Raw genomic sequence first — 16,753 nt, forward strand, 5'->3', positions numbered from 1 at the left:
GCGCCCGCCCGCCTCGCTGGCGCCCCGGTTGGACGCCTCCATCACCCCCGGCCCGCCACCGGTGATCACCGCGTAGCCGGCCCGGGCCAGCGCGGCCCCCAGCGCCTCGGCCAGCTGGCACTCCGGGCTCTCCGGCAGGCTGCGGGCGGAGCCGAAGACGCTCACCGCCGGGGGCAGGTCGGCCAGGGTGTCGAACCCCTCGACGAACTCGGAGAGGATCCGCAGCGCCCGCCAGGCGTCCTTGGTCTTCCAGTCGCTGCGGGCCCGGGAGTCGAGCAGGCGCTGGTCGGCGGTGCTGGTGGGGATCGCCTGCCGGCGCAGCGTGACCGCGCCCCGGTGCCGCTCCTGCCCGGGCGCGCGGCCGGCCTCCCGTCCGTTGCTCTGGCTCATGGGAGCAACCGTAGTGGAGTCGTACCGGCCGGGTGCGCGGGGCGGCGAGGCCGGGAAATTGTTCGCGATCTTGGGCAACTATTTCGCTGGCTCGTACGTCTTACTATTCACATACCGGGTATGCCCCGGCGCGCGCCTTCGGGGGAGGAGTCAGCGTGATCAGCAACAGCGAGATGATCCGGATCCGCCGGCAGATGCAGCGGCGGATCCGCGACGTGGTGGCCGAGCGCCGCCGCGCCCGGCAGATGGAGCCCGTCGCCACCGACCCGGCCGGCGACCCCACGGAGGTCCGCTCCACCCCGGACACGTCCCTGTCCAGCTGACCGCCCACCGGCGCCCACACCCGCCGGGGTCCGTTCTCGATCAAGAGGTTCGCGTCACCGGGCACCCGGTCGACGCGAACCTCTTGATCATGTGTGCCGGACCGCCCGGTCAGGCGGAGGCCAGCCAGCGGTGGAGGGTGGCGGCGCCGTCGCGGATCTTGCTGATCTCCACGTGCTCGTCCCGGTGGTGGGCCAGGTTGGGGTCGCCCGGGCCGAAGTTCAGCGCCGGGATGCCCATGGCCGCGAACCGGGCCACGTCGGTCCAGCCCAGCTTGCCGATCGGCGCGGCGCCGACGGCGGCCAGGAACTCCTGTGCCGGCGGCGCGTCCAGACCGGGCGGCGCGCCGGCCGCCGCGTCCGTCACCGCCAGGTCGAAGCCGGCGAAGACCTCGCGCAGGTGAGCCTCGGCGGCCACCGGGTCGCGGTCCGGGGCGTACCGGTAGTTGATCTCGATCTCGCAGCGGTCGGGGATGACGTTGCCGGCCACCCCGCCGTTGATCCGGACCGCGTTGAGCCCCTCGCGGTAGTCGCAGCCGTCGATGGTCACCCGGCGCGCCTCGTACGTGGTCAGCCGGCGCAGCACCTCGCCGGCACCGTGGATGGCGTTCACCCCGTGCCAGGACCGGGCCGCGTGGGCGCGCTCGCCGTGGGTGGTGACGATCGCCCGCATGGTGCCCTGGCAGCCGGCCTCGACGATCCCGTACGTCGGTTCGAGCAGCACCGCGAAGTCGGCCACCAGCCACTCCGGGTGCGCCGCGCCGACCAGCTCCAGCCCGTTGTACTTCGACTCGATCTCCTCGGCCTCGTAGAACAGGTACGTCACGTCGTAGCGGGGGTCGGGCAGGGTCACCGCCAGGTGCAGCGCGAACGCGACGCCGGACTTCATGTCCGAGGTGCCGCAGCCGTACATCAGGTCGCCGCGCATGGTGGACGGGAAGTTGTTGTTCAGCGGCACGGTGTCCAGGTGCCCGGCGAGCACCACCCGCTGGCTCCGCCCGAGGTCGGTACGCGCCATCACCGTGTTGCCGTACCGGAAGGTGGTCAGGTGCGGCACCCCCCGCAGCACCTCCTCGACGCAGTCGGCGATCGCCTTCTCGTTGAGGGAGACGGACTCGATGTCGACGAGGGCACGGGTCAGCGCCACCGGATCGGCGAGGACCTCGGGGGTCAGCGGGTTCTCCATGGTTCGCACGGTACCGTCAGTTCAGGTGAGCGCGAGGAGTGAGCTTGCGAGCCCCGCAGCCGCGAACGAAAGGTGAATCAGTGACGTCCGCAGTTTCCGCCTGGGGTATCGGCCTGGCCACCGTCACCGCCGACGACCAGGTGCTCGACACCTGGTACCCGACCGGCAAGCTGGGGCTCGGCGAGCTGCCGCTGGTGGCCGGCGAGGACGAGGCCGACGTGCTCGACCTGCCGCCCGGCGCGGTCGGGGAGCGGACGCTGCCCGGTCTGCGTACGGTCGAGGTGACCACGGTGATCGGCTCGCTGGACGACCCCATCAAGGACGCCACCGACGCGTACCTCCGGTTGCACCTGCTCTCCCACCGGCTGGTCCGGCCCAACGAGGTCAACCTGGACGGCATCTTCGGCAAGCTGGCGAACGTGGCCTGGACGTCGGCCGGGCCGTGCCCGCCGGAGCGGGTGGACGAGCTGCGGGTGATCGAGCGGGCCGCCGGCCGCTACCTCGCCGTCTACGGGGTGGACAAGTTCCCCCGGATGACCGACTACGTGGTCCCCTCCGGCGTCCGGATCGCCGACGCCGACCGGGTCCGGCTCGGCGCGCACCTGGCCTCCGGCACCACGGTGATGCACGAGGGCTTCGTGAACTTCAACGCCGGCACGCTCGGCGCCTCCATGGTCGAGGGGCGGATCGTGCAGGGCGTGCTGGTCGGTGACGGCTCGGACATCGGCGGCGGCGCCTCGATCATGGGCACGCTCTCCGGCGGCGGCACCGAGAAGGTGCGCATCGGCGAGCGGAGCCTGGTCGGCGCGAACGCCGGCGTCGGCATCTCACTCGGCGACGACTGCGTGGTCGAGGCCGGCTGCTACATCACCGCCGCCTCCAAGATCACGCTGCCGGACGGGCGGGTGGTCAAGGCCCGCGAACTCTCCGGCGTGGACGGCCTGCTCTTCTGGCGCAACTCGGTCACCGGCGCGCTGGAGGCGCGGCCGCGTACCGGCCGGGGCATCGAGCTGAACGCCGCGCTGCACGCCAACGACTGACGGCCACGCCTCCGGGTCCGCGGTACGCCGCGGACCCGGAGGTGGTACGCCTCAGCGCAGCCGGTACGCCTGGACGATCCGGGTGGTCACCGTGTTGCCCGCGGTGTCCCGGGCGGTGGCCCGCAGCGACACGTGACCCGCGCCGGCCGGATGCCGTACGCCGGCCGTCCAGCCGTCGCCGGCCGGCCGGACCCGGGCCCGCTGCCAGGTCGCCCCGCCGTCGTAGGAGACCTCGACGGTCAGCGCGGCGACCCGCCCGCCCGGCGCGCCGGGCTGCCGCCGGACCTCGACCGGGATCACGAACTCCCGGCCGGCCGGGGCGGCGTTGCCGGCGTCCAGCCGCGGCGCGAACCGGATCGCCATCGCCGGCAGCCGGGCGTAGTCCCCGCCGGCCACGTGCCGGGACCGGAACGTCCAGGCCGTGGCCACCTCGGTGCTGAGGTCGGTGAAGCCGCGCCGGGACAGCGTCTCCAGCCGGTAGTCGGCGGCGCCCGGCGGCACCTCGAACTCGCCGTAGCCCGGCTCGGCGTTCTCCCCGACCAGCACCCCGTCGCGGTAGAGGGCGGTCCGGGCGGTGTCGGCGGCCGAACCGCCGGCGTGGCCCTCGGCGTCGCTGTGCAGCGGCACGTCCAGCACGATCACGTCACCCTGCCGGGTGACCCCCTGCCCGGGCCAGCGCGGCGCCGGGAAGGACGGGCCGTACGGCGCGGAGCTCCAGTTCTCCCGCAGGTGCCGGCCCGGCCGGTAGGCCCGCGCCTCGGACCCCAGCGCGGCCCGGGGTTCGAGCCAGCCGTCGTCGGCCCGCACCCCGAACAGCAGCTCCGACGACCAGCGCACGCCACGGGTGTTGTAGTGCTCGACCCGCTGCCCCGGCGCCGCCGTCGGCAGCACCGCCGCCCAGCCTCCGACGTCCGGCTCCAGCTGCGCGTAGACCATCCGTTCGGCGGCCAGCCCCGGATAGCCGTCCCGGAACCGCTGGGTGACCGTGGCCAGGTCGCGCGCCCGGTAGTGCCGGTCGAAGCCGGTCGGCATCCGGCCGGGGAAGCCCTCGGCCAGGGCGTAGAGGTACGGGCTGCTGGCCGCCTCGCGGTCGGCCCACTGGCTGGTCACCGTGCCGACGAAGCGCTCGGCCGAGCCGGCCGGGCCGACCTGTCCGCTGGCCATCCCGGTGAAGTCGAAGCCCAGCAGGCCGAAGCTGTAGGAGCTGCCGTCGGTGGCGGTGAAGTTCGCGCCGACGTCGACCAGCACCGGGGTGGCGTCCCGCCGGGGCACGGTGGTGCGGACCGGCTTCGCCCGCCGCAGGTCGACGGTGATCGTGGTGTCCCGGTCGAGCACCAGCTCGGGCCGGGCCAGGATCGCGGAGTCGGTCACCTGGTCGCCGTCCACCGTGAACAGGTAGCTGGACAGGCCGTACCGCCCCTTGGGCACCCGCAGTTCGGCGGTGCCGTCCGGGTCGTACAGGTCGTGGACGACGAAGCCGTCCAGTCCGGCCAGGGTGCTGCTGTGCTGGCCGGTCGGCGCGCCGTCGCGGCCCAGGTGCCGGACGGTGAGCGTGTAGCTCTCCACCTCCCGGTTCACCGCCAGCGGGGTGATCGCGACGGTGTCGCCGGAGCGGGCGACGACCCGGCCGGTGTAGTGGCCGTCCGGGCCGTCGGGCCGGGTGTCGGCGGTGACCGTCGCGGTGGCCGTACCGCCGGCCGGCACGACGACCCGGTCCGCGCTCAGGGTGAACATGCCGGCCGGCGCCGGTGCGCCCGTCGGGCCGGTGGCCTCGACGGTGAGGTCGAGGGTGAGCTCGCTCGGTCCGGTGTTCCGCCAGGTCACCTCCCGGGTGATCGGGGTGTCGTCGGCGTGCGGCCAGAGCGCCCGGCCGAACGAGACGCTCGCCGGCTCGCTGGTCACCCGCTGGTCGATCGCCCGCGCCACATCGACCCGGCCGGCGCCCTGCTCGTACGCGGTCTGCTCGGGGTGCGGCTTCGCCGCGGCCATCAGGGTCGCCTTGAGTTGGCCGGCGGTCCAGTCGCCGTGCCGTTGGGCGAGCAGCGCCGCCGCACCGGCGACGTGCGGGGCGGCCATCGAGGTGCCGGAGAGCGAGACGTACCTATCTCCCACGGGGTCGCCGATCACCCCGTTCGCGGCGCGGGCGGCGACGATCTCCACACCCGGTGCGGTGAGGTCCGGCTTGAGGGCGTCGTCGCCGACCCGGGGGCCGCGGCTGGAGAAGGAGGCGAGCACGTCGTCCCGGTCGACCGCGCCGACGGCGAGGGCGGCGTCGGCGGTGCCCGGCGAGCCGACCGGGGCGAAGCCGCCGTCGTTGCCGGCGGAGACCACGAAGAGCGCGCCGGTCTGCGCGGTCAGCGCCTGCACCGCCGCCTCCAGCGGGTCGACCTCCGGGGTGTCGCCGCCGGTGAGGCTCATGTTGATCACGTCTGCCCGCTGCTCGACGGCGGCCCACTGCATGCCGGCCAGGATCGCCGAGTCGGTGCACCAGTCCGTCTCGCAGACCTTGCCGGAAAGCAGCGTCGCGTCCGGCGCCACGCCCCGGTAGCGCCCGCCCGAGGCGGCGCCGCCACCGGCGATGATCGAGGCGACGTGGGTGCCGTGCCCGATCACGTCGCCCGGCTCCGCCTCCTCGGTGAAGTTGCGCGCCTCGGCCACCCGGCCGGCCAGGTCCGGGTGCCCGGCGTCGACGCCGGTGTCCAGCACCGCGACCCGTACGCCCCGGCCGGTGACGCCGGCCTGGTGCGCGGCCGGTGCGCCAATCTGCGGAACGCTGTGCTCCAGCGTGATCCGCCGCCGGCCGTCCAGCCAGACCCGGTCGACACCCCCCGCCGTGTCGACCCGGGCACCGGCGGCGGTGAGCGCCGCCCAGAGTTCCCCGCTGCGCTGCTTGGCCGCCCGGGCGGCCACTGCGCCGATGGCGGGCAGGTCACGGGTGACCGTCACGCCCGCGGGCGCGGCGGCCCGCCGGGCGTTCCCCGCGCCCCCGGCGATCAGCACCGGCAGGTCGGCACGCCGGGCGTCGTCGTAGCCGGCCGCGACCAGCTCGGTGACGTCGAAGAGCCGCCGGTCGACCCGGCCGGCCCGGATCAGTGGCAGGGCGTCGTGCGGCACGACGGTGAGGTGACCCCGCTCCCGGCGGGTCAGGAAGCGGACGTCGTCCCGCCCCGGACCCGGTCGTACGCTGGCGGAGCCGGTCGCGGTGACGGTGACCCGGTCGCCGGTGAGCAGGGTGACGGTGGCGGACCGCCCGACGCTCGGCGCGCCCGGTCGGGCGGTGGTGTCCGGCGCCGCGATGGTCGGCGCGGTCGGGGCCTGGGCCACGGCCAGGCCCGGGGTGCCCAGCACCAGACCGAGCGCGAGGCCGAGGCCGGCCAGTTTTCTGATTCGGTGCAACGGATCCTCCTCGTGAAGCGTTCATCCACTGAGAGACACATTGACAACCGTCAGAATTGCATACCGGGTATGCATAGTGAAGACGGAAAGATGACGGAGTTGCCAACCCGTCGACCGGCCGGGCGGGCATGATCGGCGGGTGACGTCCATGAGGGAACGCATGCTCGCCGGCGAGCCGTACATCGCCGACGACCCGGCAATCAACGCCGACCTCGACCGCGCGGCCCGGCTGATGGAGCGCTTCAACACCAGTCCCGCGGCCGACCCGGAACTCCGCCTTGCCGCCCTGCGCGAACTGCTCGGCGAGGTGGGCGAGGGCGCCTGGGTCCGACCACCGTTCTACTGCGACTACGGCTGGCAGATCCGGCTCGGGCCGCGCACCTTCGTCAACTACCACGCGGTGTTCCTCGACGTCGCGCCGATCACCGTGGGCGCCGACGTCCAGGTCGGACCGAACGTGCAGCTGCTCACCCCGACCCACCCGGTGGAGCCCGAGCCCCGGCGGGCGAAGTGGGAGGCGGCCAAGCCGATCACCATCGGCGACAACGTCTGGCTCGGCGGCGGCGCGATAGTCCTCGCCGGGGTCACCGTCGGGGAGAACACGGTGGTCGGCGCGGGCGCCGTGGTGACCCGGGACCTCCCGCCCAACGTCGTCGCGGTCGGTAACCCGGCCCGCCCGGTACGCCAGCTCGACTGACCCGATCAAGGCCCCGACCTGCACAAACAGCTCCTCGGCGGATGGCGCAACGTCACCGGACCAGGCACTGTGGGTGGTGACGTCGTCACCCGGGAGGCGGGGATGGTCGGTCGCGTCCTCGAACTGCGCGTGCACGGGGTGTCCAACACCCCGCCGCACCAGACGCTCGGCCTGCGCGGCGAGGCGGGCGCCGAACCGCCCCGGCCATGGCTGGTCGCCGGTGGCCCGATAACCGGTTTCTACCGCTCGACGGCCACCGGCCCGGACGACCCGGTGGTCGTCGAGGCGTACAGCTGGGGGCAGTTGACCTCGGGCGCGCGGACCGCACGCGACGTCGAGCGGGCCCTGTGGACGCTGCTGCTCCCGTTCACCCTGGCCAACGTCGCGCTGCACGCCCGACCGGAGATCCCGGCCGAGCCGGACACCGAACGCTGGCGCAGCCGGACCGGCCTCACCGCCTGGCTGATCCGGCTGTTCTGCCTGAGCATGACCGGCACCCTGATGCTCACCCTGTCCGGCGTGGGCGTCGACCTGATCGGCTGGCAGTGCGTCGACCGGGAGTGCCTGGCCCGCGCCCCCGGCCCCTGGGAGTTCCTCGCCCACGGCTGGTGGCGCGAGGGCGCCCGGTCGCTCGCCGTCGGCCTGGTCGTCCCGCTCGGTCTGCTCACCGTGCTCGGCCTGGTGGCCTGGCGGACCTACCAGTACGAGGCGGAGATGCCGGCCGCGCCGACCGGCCCGGTGACCGGCCGGGCACCGGCCGAGGCCCCGGCGGACGGGCCGCCCGGCGTCCCGCCCACCGTCGCGCAGCCGGAGACGGCGCCGCCCCCGCCGGAACCGCCCCCGACCCGGCCGGTGAACCCGTTGCAGGACCCGACCTTCTGGTCCGGGGAGGGGCAGCTGCGCCGCGCCGGCCTGCTGCACCTGTGCACCGGCGCCACCGTCGCGGCCGCCGTGCCGCTCGGTGCGGTGCTAGCCATGGACCCGCCCCGCGGACCGCGGGCCGTGGTCGCCGGGACGACGGTCGCGTGTCTCGCCACGGTGCTGCTCTGCACAGTGGTCGTGCTGGGCCGGCCGTGGCTGACCCGGCGCGCGGGGCACACCCCGCTGGGCCGGTTGAGCGGCGGCCTGATCGTGCTCACCGGGCTCGGACTGGCCGGCACCGTGCTGCTCCTGCTGCTGCCGGACGGTCCCGCCGGCACCCCGCTGGCCGCGCTGCGCCCCCCGGCCGGCTGCGCTCGGGACCCGGCCGGCCCTGGCTGCGCGGCCGACCGGTCGCTGCCCGGCTTCGACTGGGTCATCGCCTGGCTGGGCACCGGCCAACTGCTGCTGCTGATCGCCATCGGCGCGGTGTCCCGGTCCGGCCGGCGGGCCCTGGCGGCGCCGCTCGCCGCCGGGCTGCTGCTCCCGCTCGGCGTCGGGTGGATCTCCGGTTGGCTGCCCGGGCTGCCGGCCGCCCCGCGGCAGCTGGAGATCTGGCTGGTCGCCCTGGTGGCGATCGTCCTGGCCGGCACGGGCCTGCTGCTCCCCCGGACCCGGTCCGCCGTCGACATCCAGCCGCTGGCGGCGCACACCGACCTGGCCTGGGGCGGCCGCGGACCAGCGGTGATCGCCGGCTTCGGCTGGGTGCTCTGCATCTCCTACAGCGGCGGGCTGCTCTACTGGGTCACCGACCGGCTCGACACGGCCCCGTCCGGCGGCCCGCCCACCGTGGTGCCGCCGGTGCCGGTGATGTGGGCCGGGCTCGCCTTCGCCGTCGCGCTGCTGGCGCTCGCCGGCACGGTGGCCGTGGCCGGCCTGCGCTTTTACCGGCTGCGCCGCCAGGAGTACGCCGCGCTGGTGCCACCCGGGCACGCGCTCTCCGGCCACGACCTGCGCCGCGGCCGCGACGTCAGCACCTTCCGGGCGCTGCACCGCCTCGTCGGCGAGCACGGCCTGCGGCTGGTCGGCGGGTACGCCGTCGCCGCCGCGGTGCTGGTCACGCTCGGCTGCGCCGCCGTGCTCACCCGGTCCCCGCCGCACCCGGCCACCGCGACCGGCGGCGCGGCGGTGGTCCGGGCGGTCGCCGACGCGGGCGACGCGTTGCTCGGCTGGCTGCCGGCGCTGGTCGCCACCGTCGGCCTGCTGGTCTACCGCAACGACACGGTGCGCCGCACGGTCGGCGTGGTCTGGGACGTGGGTACCTTCTGGCCCCGCGCCGCGCACCCGCTGGCCCCGCCGAGCTACGCCGAGCGGGCCGTGCCGGAACTGCAGACCCGGACCGCCGGGCTGCTGGCGCTGGCCCCGAACGACCATCACCGGATGGACGGGATCATCCTCTCCGGACACAGCCAGGGCACCGTGCTCTGCGCCGCGGTGATCCTCCAGCTGCCGGCCCGGTGGCGGCGCCGAATCTGGTTCTTCTCCTACGGCTGCCAGCTCACCCGCCTCTACGGGCGGGTCTTCCCGGCGTACTTCGGGCCGGACCGGTTGCCGGCGCTGGCCGAGGCGCTACGCCGACCGGGCGGGGGCACCGGCTGGACGAACTTCTGGCGGAACACCGACCCGCTCGGCTGGCCGGTCACCGCCGGGGAACGCGACGTGGCCGTCCGCGACCCGGAGGCGCTGCACCCCAGCGCCGGCGAGGTGGCCGACCCGCCGATCCGCAACCACAGCGGCTACCCGGAGTCGTCCGAGTTCCACCGGGAGCGGTCCCGGGTGGCCTGGCTGCTGCGACAGGCGGTGCCGTCACCCCGGCGGGGGTTCGGCTAGCCGTCACCCAGGGCGGGGGTTCGGCCAGCCGTCACACCGGCGGGGGTTCGGCCAGCCGGACCACCAGGTCGGCCCGGTCGGCAGTGCCGGCCACCAGGGTGGCGTTCGCCTCGTCGCTGCCCATCGCCCAGGCCCGGGCCTGCTCCGGCGACCGCCCGTACGCCACGTGCCGGGCGGTCAGCCGGCGCAGCCGCAGCTCGACGTCCAGGTCGAGGAACCAGGCCTCGTGCAGCAGCGTCCGCACCTCCTCCCACGGGAAGTCGGGCAGCAGCAGGTAGTTGCCCTCGGTCACCACCAGCCGGACCTCCGGCGGTACCTCGATCGCACCGGCGATCGGCTCCTCCAGGTCGCGGCGGAACGCCGGCGCCCACACCGAGGTCGGTTCCAGCCGGCGCAACCGGCGCAGCAGCGAGACGTAGCCGTTCGCGTCGAAGGTGTCCACTGCGCCCTTGCGGTCGGCCCGGCCCAGCCGGTGCAGCTCGGACTGGGCGAGGTGAAAGCCGTCCATCGGCACCAGCCGGGCGGTCGGGCCGATCGCCGCGACGACCCGCTCGGCCAGCGTCGACTTGCCAGCGCCCGGCGCGCCGGCGATGCCGAGCAGCTGCCGTGGACCGGCCTCGGCCAGGGCGCGCGCCCGCGCCACCAACTCGTCGACGGGGAGGACCCGGGCCGCCGGCATCAGCCCAGGACCGGCTCGCTGATCGCGAACCGCGCCTGCACGGTCGCCTGGACGGGCTGCGGCTGCGGGTCGAGCTCCAGCTCCGGCGGCCCACCGGCGGCCTGGCCGTACGCGGCCCGGGCGAACATCGGCTGCTCGGCGGCGGCGTCGGCCAGCTCGATCAGGGCGGTCACCCGGGCGCCGAGCGCCTCGGCGTACTCGCGGGCGCGCAGCAGCGCGTCGGCGATCGCGGCGTGCCGCGCCTCCCGGTGCACCGGGCTGTCCGGACGCAGCGACCACCAGGGCCCCGCCACCTCGACCTGATCCTGGTCGGCGAGGCGGAGCATCAGCTCACCCAACGCGGTGAAGTCGCTGACCGTCACGGCGGTGGTCACGCTGCCGTGCCAGGCCACCACCCGCTCGGTGGCCCGCCGGGTCTCCGGCCGGACCCGCAGCTCACCGGTCTCCCGGCGCTCGATCGTCGGGCCGTACCCGTCGAGCAGCACCCGGACCGCGGCGGCCCGCTCAGCCAGCCGGGCCAGGGTGGCCTCGCGGTCGCGGTCGCGAGCCCGCGCGGTCACCGTGAACCGGGCGATCTCCGGCGGCACCTCCCGGTACGCCTCGCCACGCACCGCCACCACCGGCCCGTCCACCATGCCCTCACCCTAACGGCGGCCCGACCGCCGTGCGCCCGATGCCCGGCCGCCGGCCCGGGACGGCCGGCACCGGGTCAGGACGCCGCCGGCCCGTCGGGGCGGTGGCCGGTGTACGACACCGCGCCGGCGTCGACCCGGCACCGGGTCAGGTAGCCGCCCGCCGCGCCCAGCTCCAGCAGGTACGCCAGCTCGGCCGCGTGGTCGCCGTCGACCGGGAAGGCCCGGTGGTGCGGGTGCAGGTCACGGTCGAGCAGGGCGGCGCGCACCTCCCCGGCCCGCCGGTAGTGCCCGACCAGGGCGTCGATGTCGTCCCCGCGCAACGCCTCGGCCAGCTCGCCGAGCACGGCGGTCACCTGGTCGAGCTGCCGGACCACCTGCTCCCGGTTGTTGAAGAGCATGTCGGCGGTTCGCTTCGCCGGCGTACCGGCCACCCGGGTGCCGTCCCGGAAACTGCCGGCCGCGAGCCCGAGCACCGCGTCGCGTACCGCCGAGCCGGCGACCGCGCCGGCGAGCCCGCCGGCCAGCAGGTGCGGGACGTGCGAGGAGAGCGCGACCACCGAGTCGTGCACGGACGGGGTCATCGGCACCACCCGGGCGGCGAAGACGTCCAGGACCAGGTCGACCAGCAGCCGGAACGCCGGCAGCCCCTCGGCGGCCGGGCAGAGCACCCACGCCGCCCCCTCGAACAGCGCCGGAACGGCGGCGGTCAACCCGGACCGCTCGGTGCCCGCCATCGGGTGCCCGGGCACGAACCGGTCGGTCAGCCCGTGCTCGACGGCGAACGCCGACACCGAGCCCTTGGTGCTGCCGACGTCGGTGACGACGCAGCCGTCGGGCGCGTACTTGGTGACGGTGAGCAGGGTCTCCGGCAGGGTCGGCAGCGGCCCGCAGAGGAACACCACGTCGCGGTCCCGGACCGCCTCGCCCAGGTCGTCGGGGAACGGCACGCCGTGCCGGCGCCCCTCGACCCGGGTCGCCCCGTCCGGGTCCCAGCCGGTGACCGGCACGCCCGACTCGTGCAGCCGGAGCAGGATCGACCCGCCGATGAGGCCGGTGCCCACCACGGCGGCCCGCAACTGCCCACCGGGCCTGTCCACCATCACGCACCTCGGCGGTTCGGTCGGTACGAGTCGAGGACACCCCGACTCGGTTCGGCGCCGAGGATATCGCTTTTCCGGCAGCCCCTCGGCTCCGCGGTCAGTCGCGGAGCCGGCCCGGGACCGCCGCGACGTGCTCGTCCGACTCGGTCAGCGCCACCCGGACGTGCTGCCCACCGGCCGGGCCGTAGAGGGCGCCGGCGGCGACCAGGATGCCCCGGCGGGCCAGCCAGTCGACGGTCTGCCAGCAGTCCTCACCCCGGGTCATCCAGAGGTAGAGCCCCGCCTCGGAGTGCTCGATGGTGAACCCGGCGGCGGTGAACGCGGCGTGCAGCCGCTCCCGCCGGGCCCGGTAGCGCTCCCGCTGCTCGTCGGCGTGCCGCTCGTCGCCCAGCGCGGCCACCATGGCGGCCTGCACCGGCGCCGGCACGATCATCCCGGCGTGCTTACGGACCTTGAGCAGCTCGGCCACCAGCGCCGGGTCACCGGCGACCAGACCGGCCCGGTAGCCGGCGAGGTTGGACCGCTTGGAGAGCGAGTGCAGCGCCAGCACGCCGTCGTACGAGCCGCCGCAGACCTCGGGCGAGAGCACCGAGACCGGCTCGGCGGACCAGCCCAGCGGCAGGTAGCACTCGTCGCTGGCGACCACCGCACCGCGCTCGCGGGCCCAGTCGACGACCTTGCGCAGGTGGGCGGCGGGCAGCACCCGGCCGGTCGGGTTGCCGGGCGAGTTGACCCAGACCAGCCGCACCCGGGGGGTCGGGCCGACCGCGGTCAGCGAGTCGGTCCGTACCGTGGTGGCGCCGGCGAGCCGGGCCCCGTCCTCATACGTGGGGTAGCAGACGGACGGGATCACCACCACGTCGCCGGGGCCGAGCCCGAGCAGGGTGGGCAGCCAGGCCACCAGCTCCTTGGAGCCGATCGTCGGCAGCACGCCCAACCCGTCGACGCCGGCCCCGCAGGCCCGGGCCACCCAGGCCGCGATCGCGTCCCGCAGCGCGGGGGTGCCGGCGGTCAGCGGGTAGCCGGGGGCGTCCGACGCGTCGGCCAGCGCCCGGCGGATCACCTCGGGGACCGGGTCGACCGGCGTACCCATTGAGAGGTTGATCATGCCGTCCGGATGCGCCGCGGCCAGTGCGGCCGCGGCGTCCAGGGCGTCCCAGGTGAACTCGGGCAGCCGTGACGAGACCGGCCCGGGCCGGTTCAGTGGCCCTCTCCGCGCGGCGGCTGGGCGGCGACGAAGGTCGCGTCCTTCTCCACCTTGCCGATCTTCGAGGCGCCGCCGGGCGAGCCCAGGTCCTCGAAGAACTCGTAGTTCGCCGCGGTGTAGTCCTTCCACTGCTCCGGGACGTCGTCCTCGTAGAAGATCGCCTCGACCGGGCAGACCGGCTCACAGGCACCACAGTCGACGCACTCGTCGGGGTGGATGTAGAGCATCCGGTTGCCCTCGTAAATGCAGTCGACCGGGCACTCCTCGATGCATGCCTTGTCGAGCACATCCACGCACGGCTCGGCGATGATGTAGGTCACCGATCTTCTCCTCCGCAAGACACGCCGCGATCACCCGCGACGGTTAGAGCCTAGTATCTCGCCGGGGAGGGGGTCGATCGTGCTGGGTCAGCAGGATGTGGGCCACCGGGTGGTGGTACGCCGGATTGTGGGGATTCGCGAAGGCAGACCCCTGTTCTCGGACGCCCTCGGCGAGCTGGTCGAGCTGAGCGAGACCCATCTCACCCTCACCACCGACCACGGCAGGCTCCAGGTGCCCCGGTCGGAGGTGCACCGGGCCAAGCGGGTCCCGCCGTCGCGCCGGCCGACCGCCGCCGCGGTGACCGCCCTGGAACTGGCCGCCGACGAGGCCTGGCCCGCGCCCACCCGGGAACGTCTCGGCGGCTGGCTGCTGCGCAGCGCCGACGGCTGGACCGGCCGGGCCAACAGCGCGCTGCCGGTGGGCGACCCGGACCGCCCGCTGCCGGCGGCCGTGGACGCGGTCGTCCGCTGGTACGCCGAGCGTGGACAGCCCGCCCTGGTGAACACCCCGCTGCCGCTCGCCGCGCCGGTCGGCGCCGAACTGGACGCGCGCGGCTGGCAGAGCCGCCCGCCCGTGCTGGTGCAGACCATGCCGCTGGCCGGGATGCCGCCCGGCCCGCCGGAGCGTCCCGGAGCGCCGCCGGTCGAGCTGGTCGGCGCGCCGTCCGACGACTGGCTGGCGATCGCCGCCGGCCGCAAGGGCGGCCTGCCGGACGCCGCCCGGCACGTGCTCACCGCCGTGGACCAGGTCCGCTTCGCCCAGGTGTACGCCGCCGGCACGCTGGTCGCGGTCGGCCGGGGCACGGTCACCGGCGGCGGCCGCTGGCTCGGCCTGAGCCTGATCGAGGTGCTGCCCGAGGCGCGGCGGCAGGGGCTGGCCGGCCGGGTGATCCGGGCGCTCGCCGACTGGGGTGCGGCGACCGGCGCCAGCCACGCCTTCCTCCAGGTCGAGCAGCGCAACACGGGGGCGGTGGCGCTCTACCGCGGGCTCGGCTTCACCACCCACCACACCTACCTCACCCGGGTCGCCCCGCACTGACCCACCGCCCGCCGACCAAGCCGGGCGCGGCCGGGATCAGCGCCGGACCGGGCGGCGCGGCTTGGCGGTCTTGATCTCGGCGTACCGCTTCAGGGTCTGCGAGCGGTGGTCGAGGCCGAGCGCGGTGAGGACAAGGTAGCCGAGCAGCACCCCGGCCGCGGTGGCGGCGAGGTAGAGCCAGATCTGGGCGAAGAACGTACCGGCACCCCCACCGAACGGGTTCTGCCCGACCAGCAGCGGCCCGACCAGCACGGTCAGCAGCAGCGCCAGCCCCACCCCGGCGGCCATGTCGGCCGCCCAGCGGCCCACCGGCCGGCGCCGCCCCCAGACGAACGCCAGCGCGGCCAGGACCAGGCCGATCACCACGAACATCCCGAGCGACACCCGGTCGGCGGCGGCGGTGTCGTCGGCACCGTCGAAGCCGAACCGGATGATCAGCCGGGCTACCACGTTGACCGCGAACAGCGCGACCGCGAGCAAACCGATCGCGCGCCACCGCTCCCTCATCGCACGCCTCCCGCCGTACTCGCGCCCGCCGCGGCGGCGGGCCTCCTGGCAGGAATACTTACCACCGGAAGCTGTGTGCCGTCAGTCCCGTCCGGGTGCCGGCGGCGGCGCCAGGATCTGCCGGAAGCCCATCACCGCGAAGGTCATCGCGCCGGCCACGATCATCGCCAGCCCGACCCAGTTGTCCCCGGCGAGCAGCAGGTCACCCTCGTCGGTGCGGACCGCGGCGACCGCCATCAGCGCGAACCAGGGCACGCCGGGCAGCGCCACCGCCCACCGGCGGCCGACCGCCTCGTGGGCGAACCAGCTCAGCGCGATGTTCGCGCCGATGGCGACCAGCGCCGAGAGCCCGATCAGCTGCCCGCCGACCCGCACCGTGGCGAGCAGCAGCTCCAGCACCCCGGTCGCCACCCCGGCAAGCACCGCCACCAGGCCGCCGGCCCACCGCAGCGTGAGGTCGAGCAGCGGGTGCGGCCGGTCGGCCGGCGGCGGGGTGGTCTCGTCCGGGGCGACCGACATCGGGGCGGCGGGCAGGGTCACCGGAGACCGGCCGCCGCGACCGGGGACCGGTCCGGGCCGTCGGCCACGTCCAGCCCGGCGAACAGGTCGTCCTCCCAGCCGTACGGCCCGGAGCCCGGCCCCTTCTCGCCCACCGCCAGGGTGTAGTACTCCACGCCCATGAACTCGCTGCCGAAGTTGCCGGCGATCGAGTAGAGCCAGGAGGTGGACGGGATCTGGGTGGCGTGCGCGCGCATCGCCGCCTCCTTGGCGGCGTGCTGCTCGGTGGCGTCGATCCGGGCGGCGATCTGCTCGTCCGGGGTGCCGAAGGGCAGCTCGGAGAGGTCCTCGATGCCGGCGAAGGGATTGTCCGACGACTCGACGAAGTGGTTCATGCCGGCCTCCAGCACGCTCAGCGGCATGGCCGTCCAGTAGACCTTCGCCGGGGCGAAGCCCTCGGCGGCGGCCAGCTGGTGTGCGCGCATCGCGACCCGGTGCGCCTGGATGTGGTCCGGGTGGCCGTAGAAGCCGTTGTCGTCGTACGTGATCATGACCTGGGGGCGTACCTCTCGCATGATTTCCACCAGGTGCCCGGCGGCCTCGTCGAGGTCGGCCTGCCAGAAGGCCCGGGGGTGCTCGTTGGTGGGCAGCCCCATCATCCCGGAGTCGCGGTAGCGGCCGGCGCCGCCGAGGAAGCGGTGGTCGGTGACGCCGAGCGCGGCGCACGCGGCCGCCAGCTCGGCGATCCGGTAGCCGCCGAGCTGGTCGGCCTCGGCGGCGGCGAGCTGGGCCAGCGCCGGCACGTGGATCTCACCCTCCTCGCCGAGAGTGCAGGTCACCAGCGTGACGTGGGCGCCGGTGGCGGCGTAGTGGGCCATGGTCGAGCCGGTGCCGATGGACTCGTCGTCGGGGTGCGCGTGGACCAGCAGCAGGCGTCGGTCGGGCAGCGTCGTCACGACGGTCACTCTAACCGGCGGTTCTGCCCCGCCGA

At 75.0% G+C, this 16,753-nt stretch carries 16 protein-coding genes; 5 read left to right on the top strand and 11 right to left on the bottom strand.

Features of this window, described 5'->3' with window-relative positions; genetic code table 11:
* Positions 1 to 390, bottom strand: a 390-nt coding sequence (locus DLJ47_RS07040; RefSeq protein ID WP_446723538.1) for an SLOG cluster 4 domain-containing protein, incomplete at its 3' end; no start/stop codon positions are given.
* A 155-nt stretch (positions 391 to 545) separates the two neighbouring features.
* Here DLJ47_RS07040 and DLJ47_RS36205 point away from each other — a divergent pair.
* Complete coding sequence (locus DLJ47_RS36205; protein ID WP_199235728.1) at positions 546 to 713, top strand: hypothetical protein; 168 nt, start codon at positions 546 to 548, stop codon at positions 711 to 713.
* A 109-nt stretch (positions 714 to 822) separates the two neighbouring features.
* On the opposite strand, the gene dapE is transcribed toward DLJ47_RS36205, so the two are convergent.
* On the bottom strand, positions 823 to 1,896 hold the full coding sequence (gene dapE, locus DLJ47_RS07045; RefSeq protein ID WP_109899250.1) for a succinyl-diaminopimelate desuccinylase: 1,074 nt from the start codon (positions 1,894 to 1,896) through the stop codon (positions 823 to 825).
* Between the two features lie 80 nt (positions 1,897 to 1,976).
* Between dapE and dapD the strand changes: the two genes are divergently transcribed.
* The gene (gene dapD / locus DLJ47_RS07050) at positions 1,977 to 2,936 is read left to right on the top strand and encodes a 2,3,4,5-tetrahydropyridine-2,6-dicarboxylate N-succinyltransferase (protein WP_109899251.1); all 960 of its coding nucleotides are present in this window, start codon (positions 1,977 to 1,979) and stop codon (positions 2,934 to 2,936) included.
* A gap of 51 nt (positions 2,937 to 2,987) precedes the next feature.
* On the opposite strand, the gene DLJ47_RS07055 is transcribed toward dapD, so the two are convergent.
* Positions 2,988 to 6,332 carry a S8 family serine peptidase gene (locus DLJ47_RS07055; protein ID WP_109899252.1) on the bottom strand — a complete coding sequence of 1,115 codons (3,345 nt, stop codon included), beginning with the start codon at positions 6,330 to 6,332 and terminating at the stop codon, positions 2,988 to 2,990.
* A gap of 139 nt (positions 6,333 to 6,471) precedes the next feature.
* On the opposite strand from DLJ47_RS07055, the gene DLJ47_RS07060 reads away from it, so the two are divergent.
* Positions 6,472 to 7,029, top strand: a complete 558-nt coding sequence (locus DLJ47_RS07060; RefSeq protein WP_109899253.1) for a sugar O-acetyltransferase — start codon at positions 6,472 to 6,474, stop codon at positions 7,027 to 7,029.
* Between the two features lie 102 nt (positions 7,030 to 7,131).
* A complete protein-coding gene (locus DLJ47_RS07065) occupies positions 7,132 to 9,777 on the top strand; it encodes a hypothetical protein (protein WP_109899274.1) in 2,646 nt (881 codons plus the stop codon).
* A gap of 31 nt (positions 9,778 to 9,808) precedes the next feature.
* Here DLJ47_RS07065 and DLJ47_RS07070 read toward each other — a convergent pair whose 3' ends face one another.
* The 5 genes from DLJ47_RS07070 to fdxA form a co-directional block, all read right to left on the bottom strand.
* Complete coding sequence (locus tag DLJ47_RS07070; protein ID WP_109899254.1) at positions 9,809 to 10,456, bottom strand: nucleoside/nucleotide kinase family protein; 648 nt, start codon at positions 10,454 to 10,456, stop codon at positions 9,809 to 9,811.
* On the bottom strand, positions 10,456 to 11,091 hold the full coding sequence (locus DLJ47_RS07075) for an SIMPL domain-containing protein (protein ID WP_109899255.1): 636 nt from the start codon (positions 11,089 to 11,091) through the stop codon (positions 10,456 to 10,458). Before DLJ47_RS07075 ends, DLJ47_RS07070 begins: the two co-directional genes overlap by 1 nt.
* A 74-nt stretch (positions 11,092 to 11,165) precedes the next feature.
* Complete coding sequence (locus DLJ47_RS07080; protein ID WP_109899256.1) at positions 11,166 to 12,191, bottom strand: prephenate dehydrogenase; 1,026 nt, start codon at positions 12,189 to 12,191, stop codon at positions 11,166 to 11,168.
* A gap of 97 nt (positions 12,192 to 12,288) precedes the next feature.
* Positions 12,289 to 13,395, bottom strand: coding sequence for a succinyldiaminopimelate transaminase (gene dapC, locus DLJ47_RS07085; RefSeq protein ID WP_274703358.1), 1,107 nt, complete (start codon positions 13,393 to 13,395; stop codon positions 12,289 to 12,291).
* Positions 13,392 to 13,718 (bottom strand): ferredoxin, encoded by a 327-nt coding sequence (fdxA, locus tag DLJ47_RS36685; protein ID WP_088992046.1) that lies wholly within the window; start codon positions 13,716 to 13,718, stop codon positions 13,392 to 13,394. Before fdxA ends, dapC begins: the two co-directional genes overlap by 4 nt.
* A 79-nt stretch (positions 13,719 to 13,797) precedes the next feature.
* Between fdxA and DLJ47_RS07095 the strand changes: the two genes are divergently transcribed.
* Positions 13,798 to 14,757 carry a GNAT family N-acetyltransferase gene (locus DLJ47_RS07095; RefSeq protein WP_109899258.1) on the top strand — a complete coding sequence of 320 codons (960 nt, stop codon included), beginning with the start codon at positions 13,798 to 13,800 and terminating at the stop codon, positions 14,755 to 14,757.
* Between the two features lie 36 nt (positions 14,758 to 14,793).
* On the opposite strand, the gene DLJ47_RS07100 is transcribed toward DLJ47_RS07095, so the two are convergent.
* From DLJ47_RS07100 to mshB, 3 genes are all read right to left on the bottom strand, one after another.
* Positions 14,794 to 15,264: a hypothetical protein gene (locus DLJ47_RS07100; protein WP_109899259.1), complete on the bottom strand. Its 471-nt coding sequence runs from the start codon at positions 15,262 to 15,264 to the stop codon at positions 14,794 to 14,796.
* An 81-nt stretch (positions 15,265 to 15,345) separates the two neighbouring features.
* Complete coding sequence (locus DLJ47_RS07105) at positions 15,346 to 15,783, bottom strand: hypothetical protein (protein WP_109899275.1); 438 nt, start codon at positions 15,781 to 15,783, stop codon at positions 15,346 to 15,348.
* A 17-nt stretch (positions 15,784 to 15,800) separates the two neighbouring features.
* Positions 15,801 to 16,727 (bottom strand): N-acetyl-1-D-myo-inositol-2-amino-2-deoxy-alpha-D-glucopyranoside deacetylase, encoded by a 927-nt coding sequence (gene mshB / locus DLJ47_RS07110; protein ID WP_109899260.1) that lies wholly within the window; start codon positions 16,725 to 16,727, stop codon positions 15,801 to 15,803.
* Positions 16,728 to 16,753: the final 26 nt, after the last annotated feature.

Source organism: Micromonospora sp. S4605 (assembly GCF_003176715.1).
GTDB classification, from domain to species: domain Bacteria; phylum Actinomycetota; class Actinomycetes; order Mycobacteriales; family Micromonosporaceae; genus Micromonospora; species Micromonospora echinaurantiaca.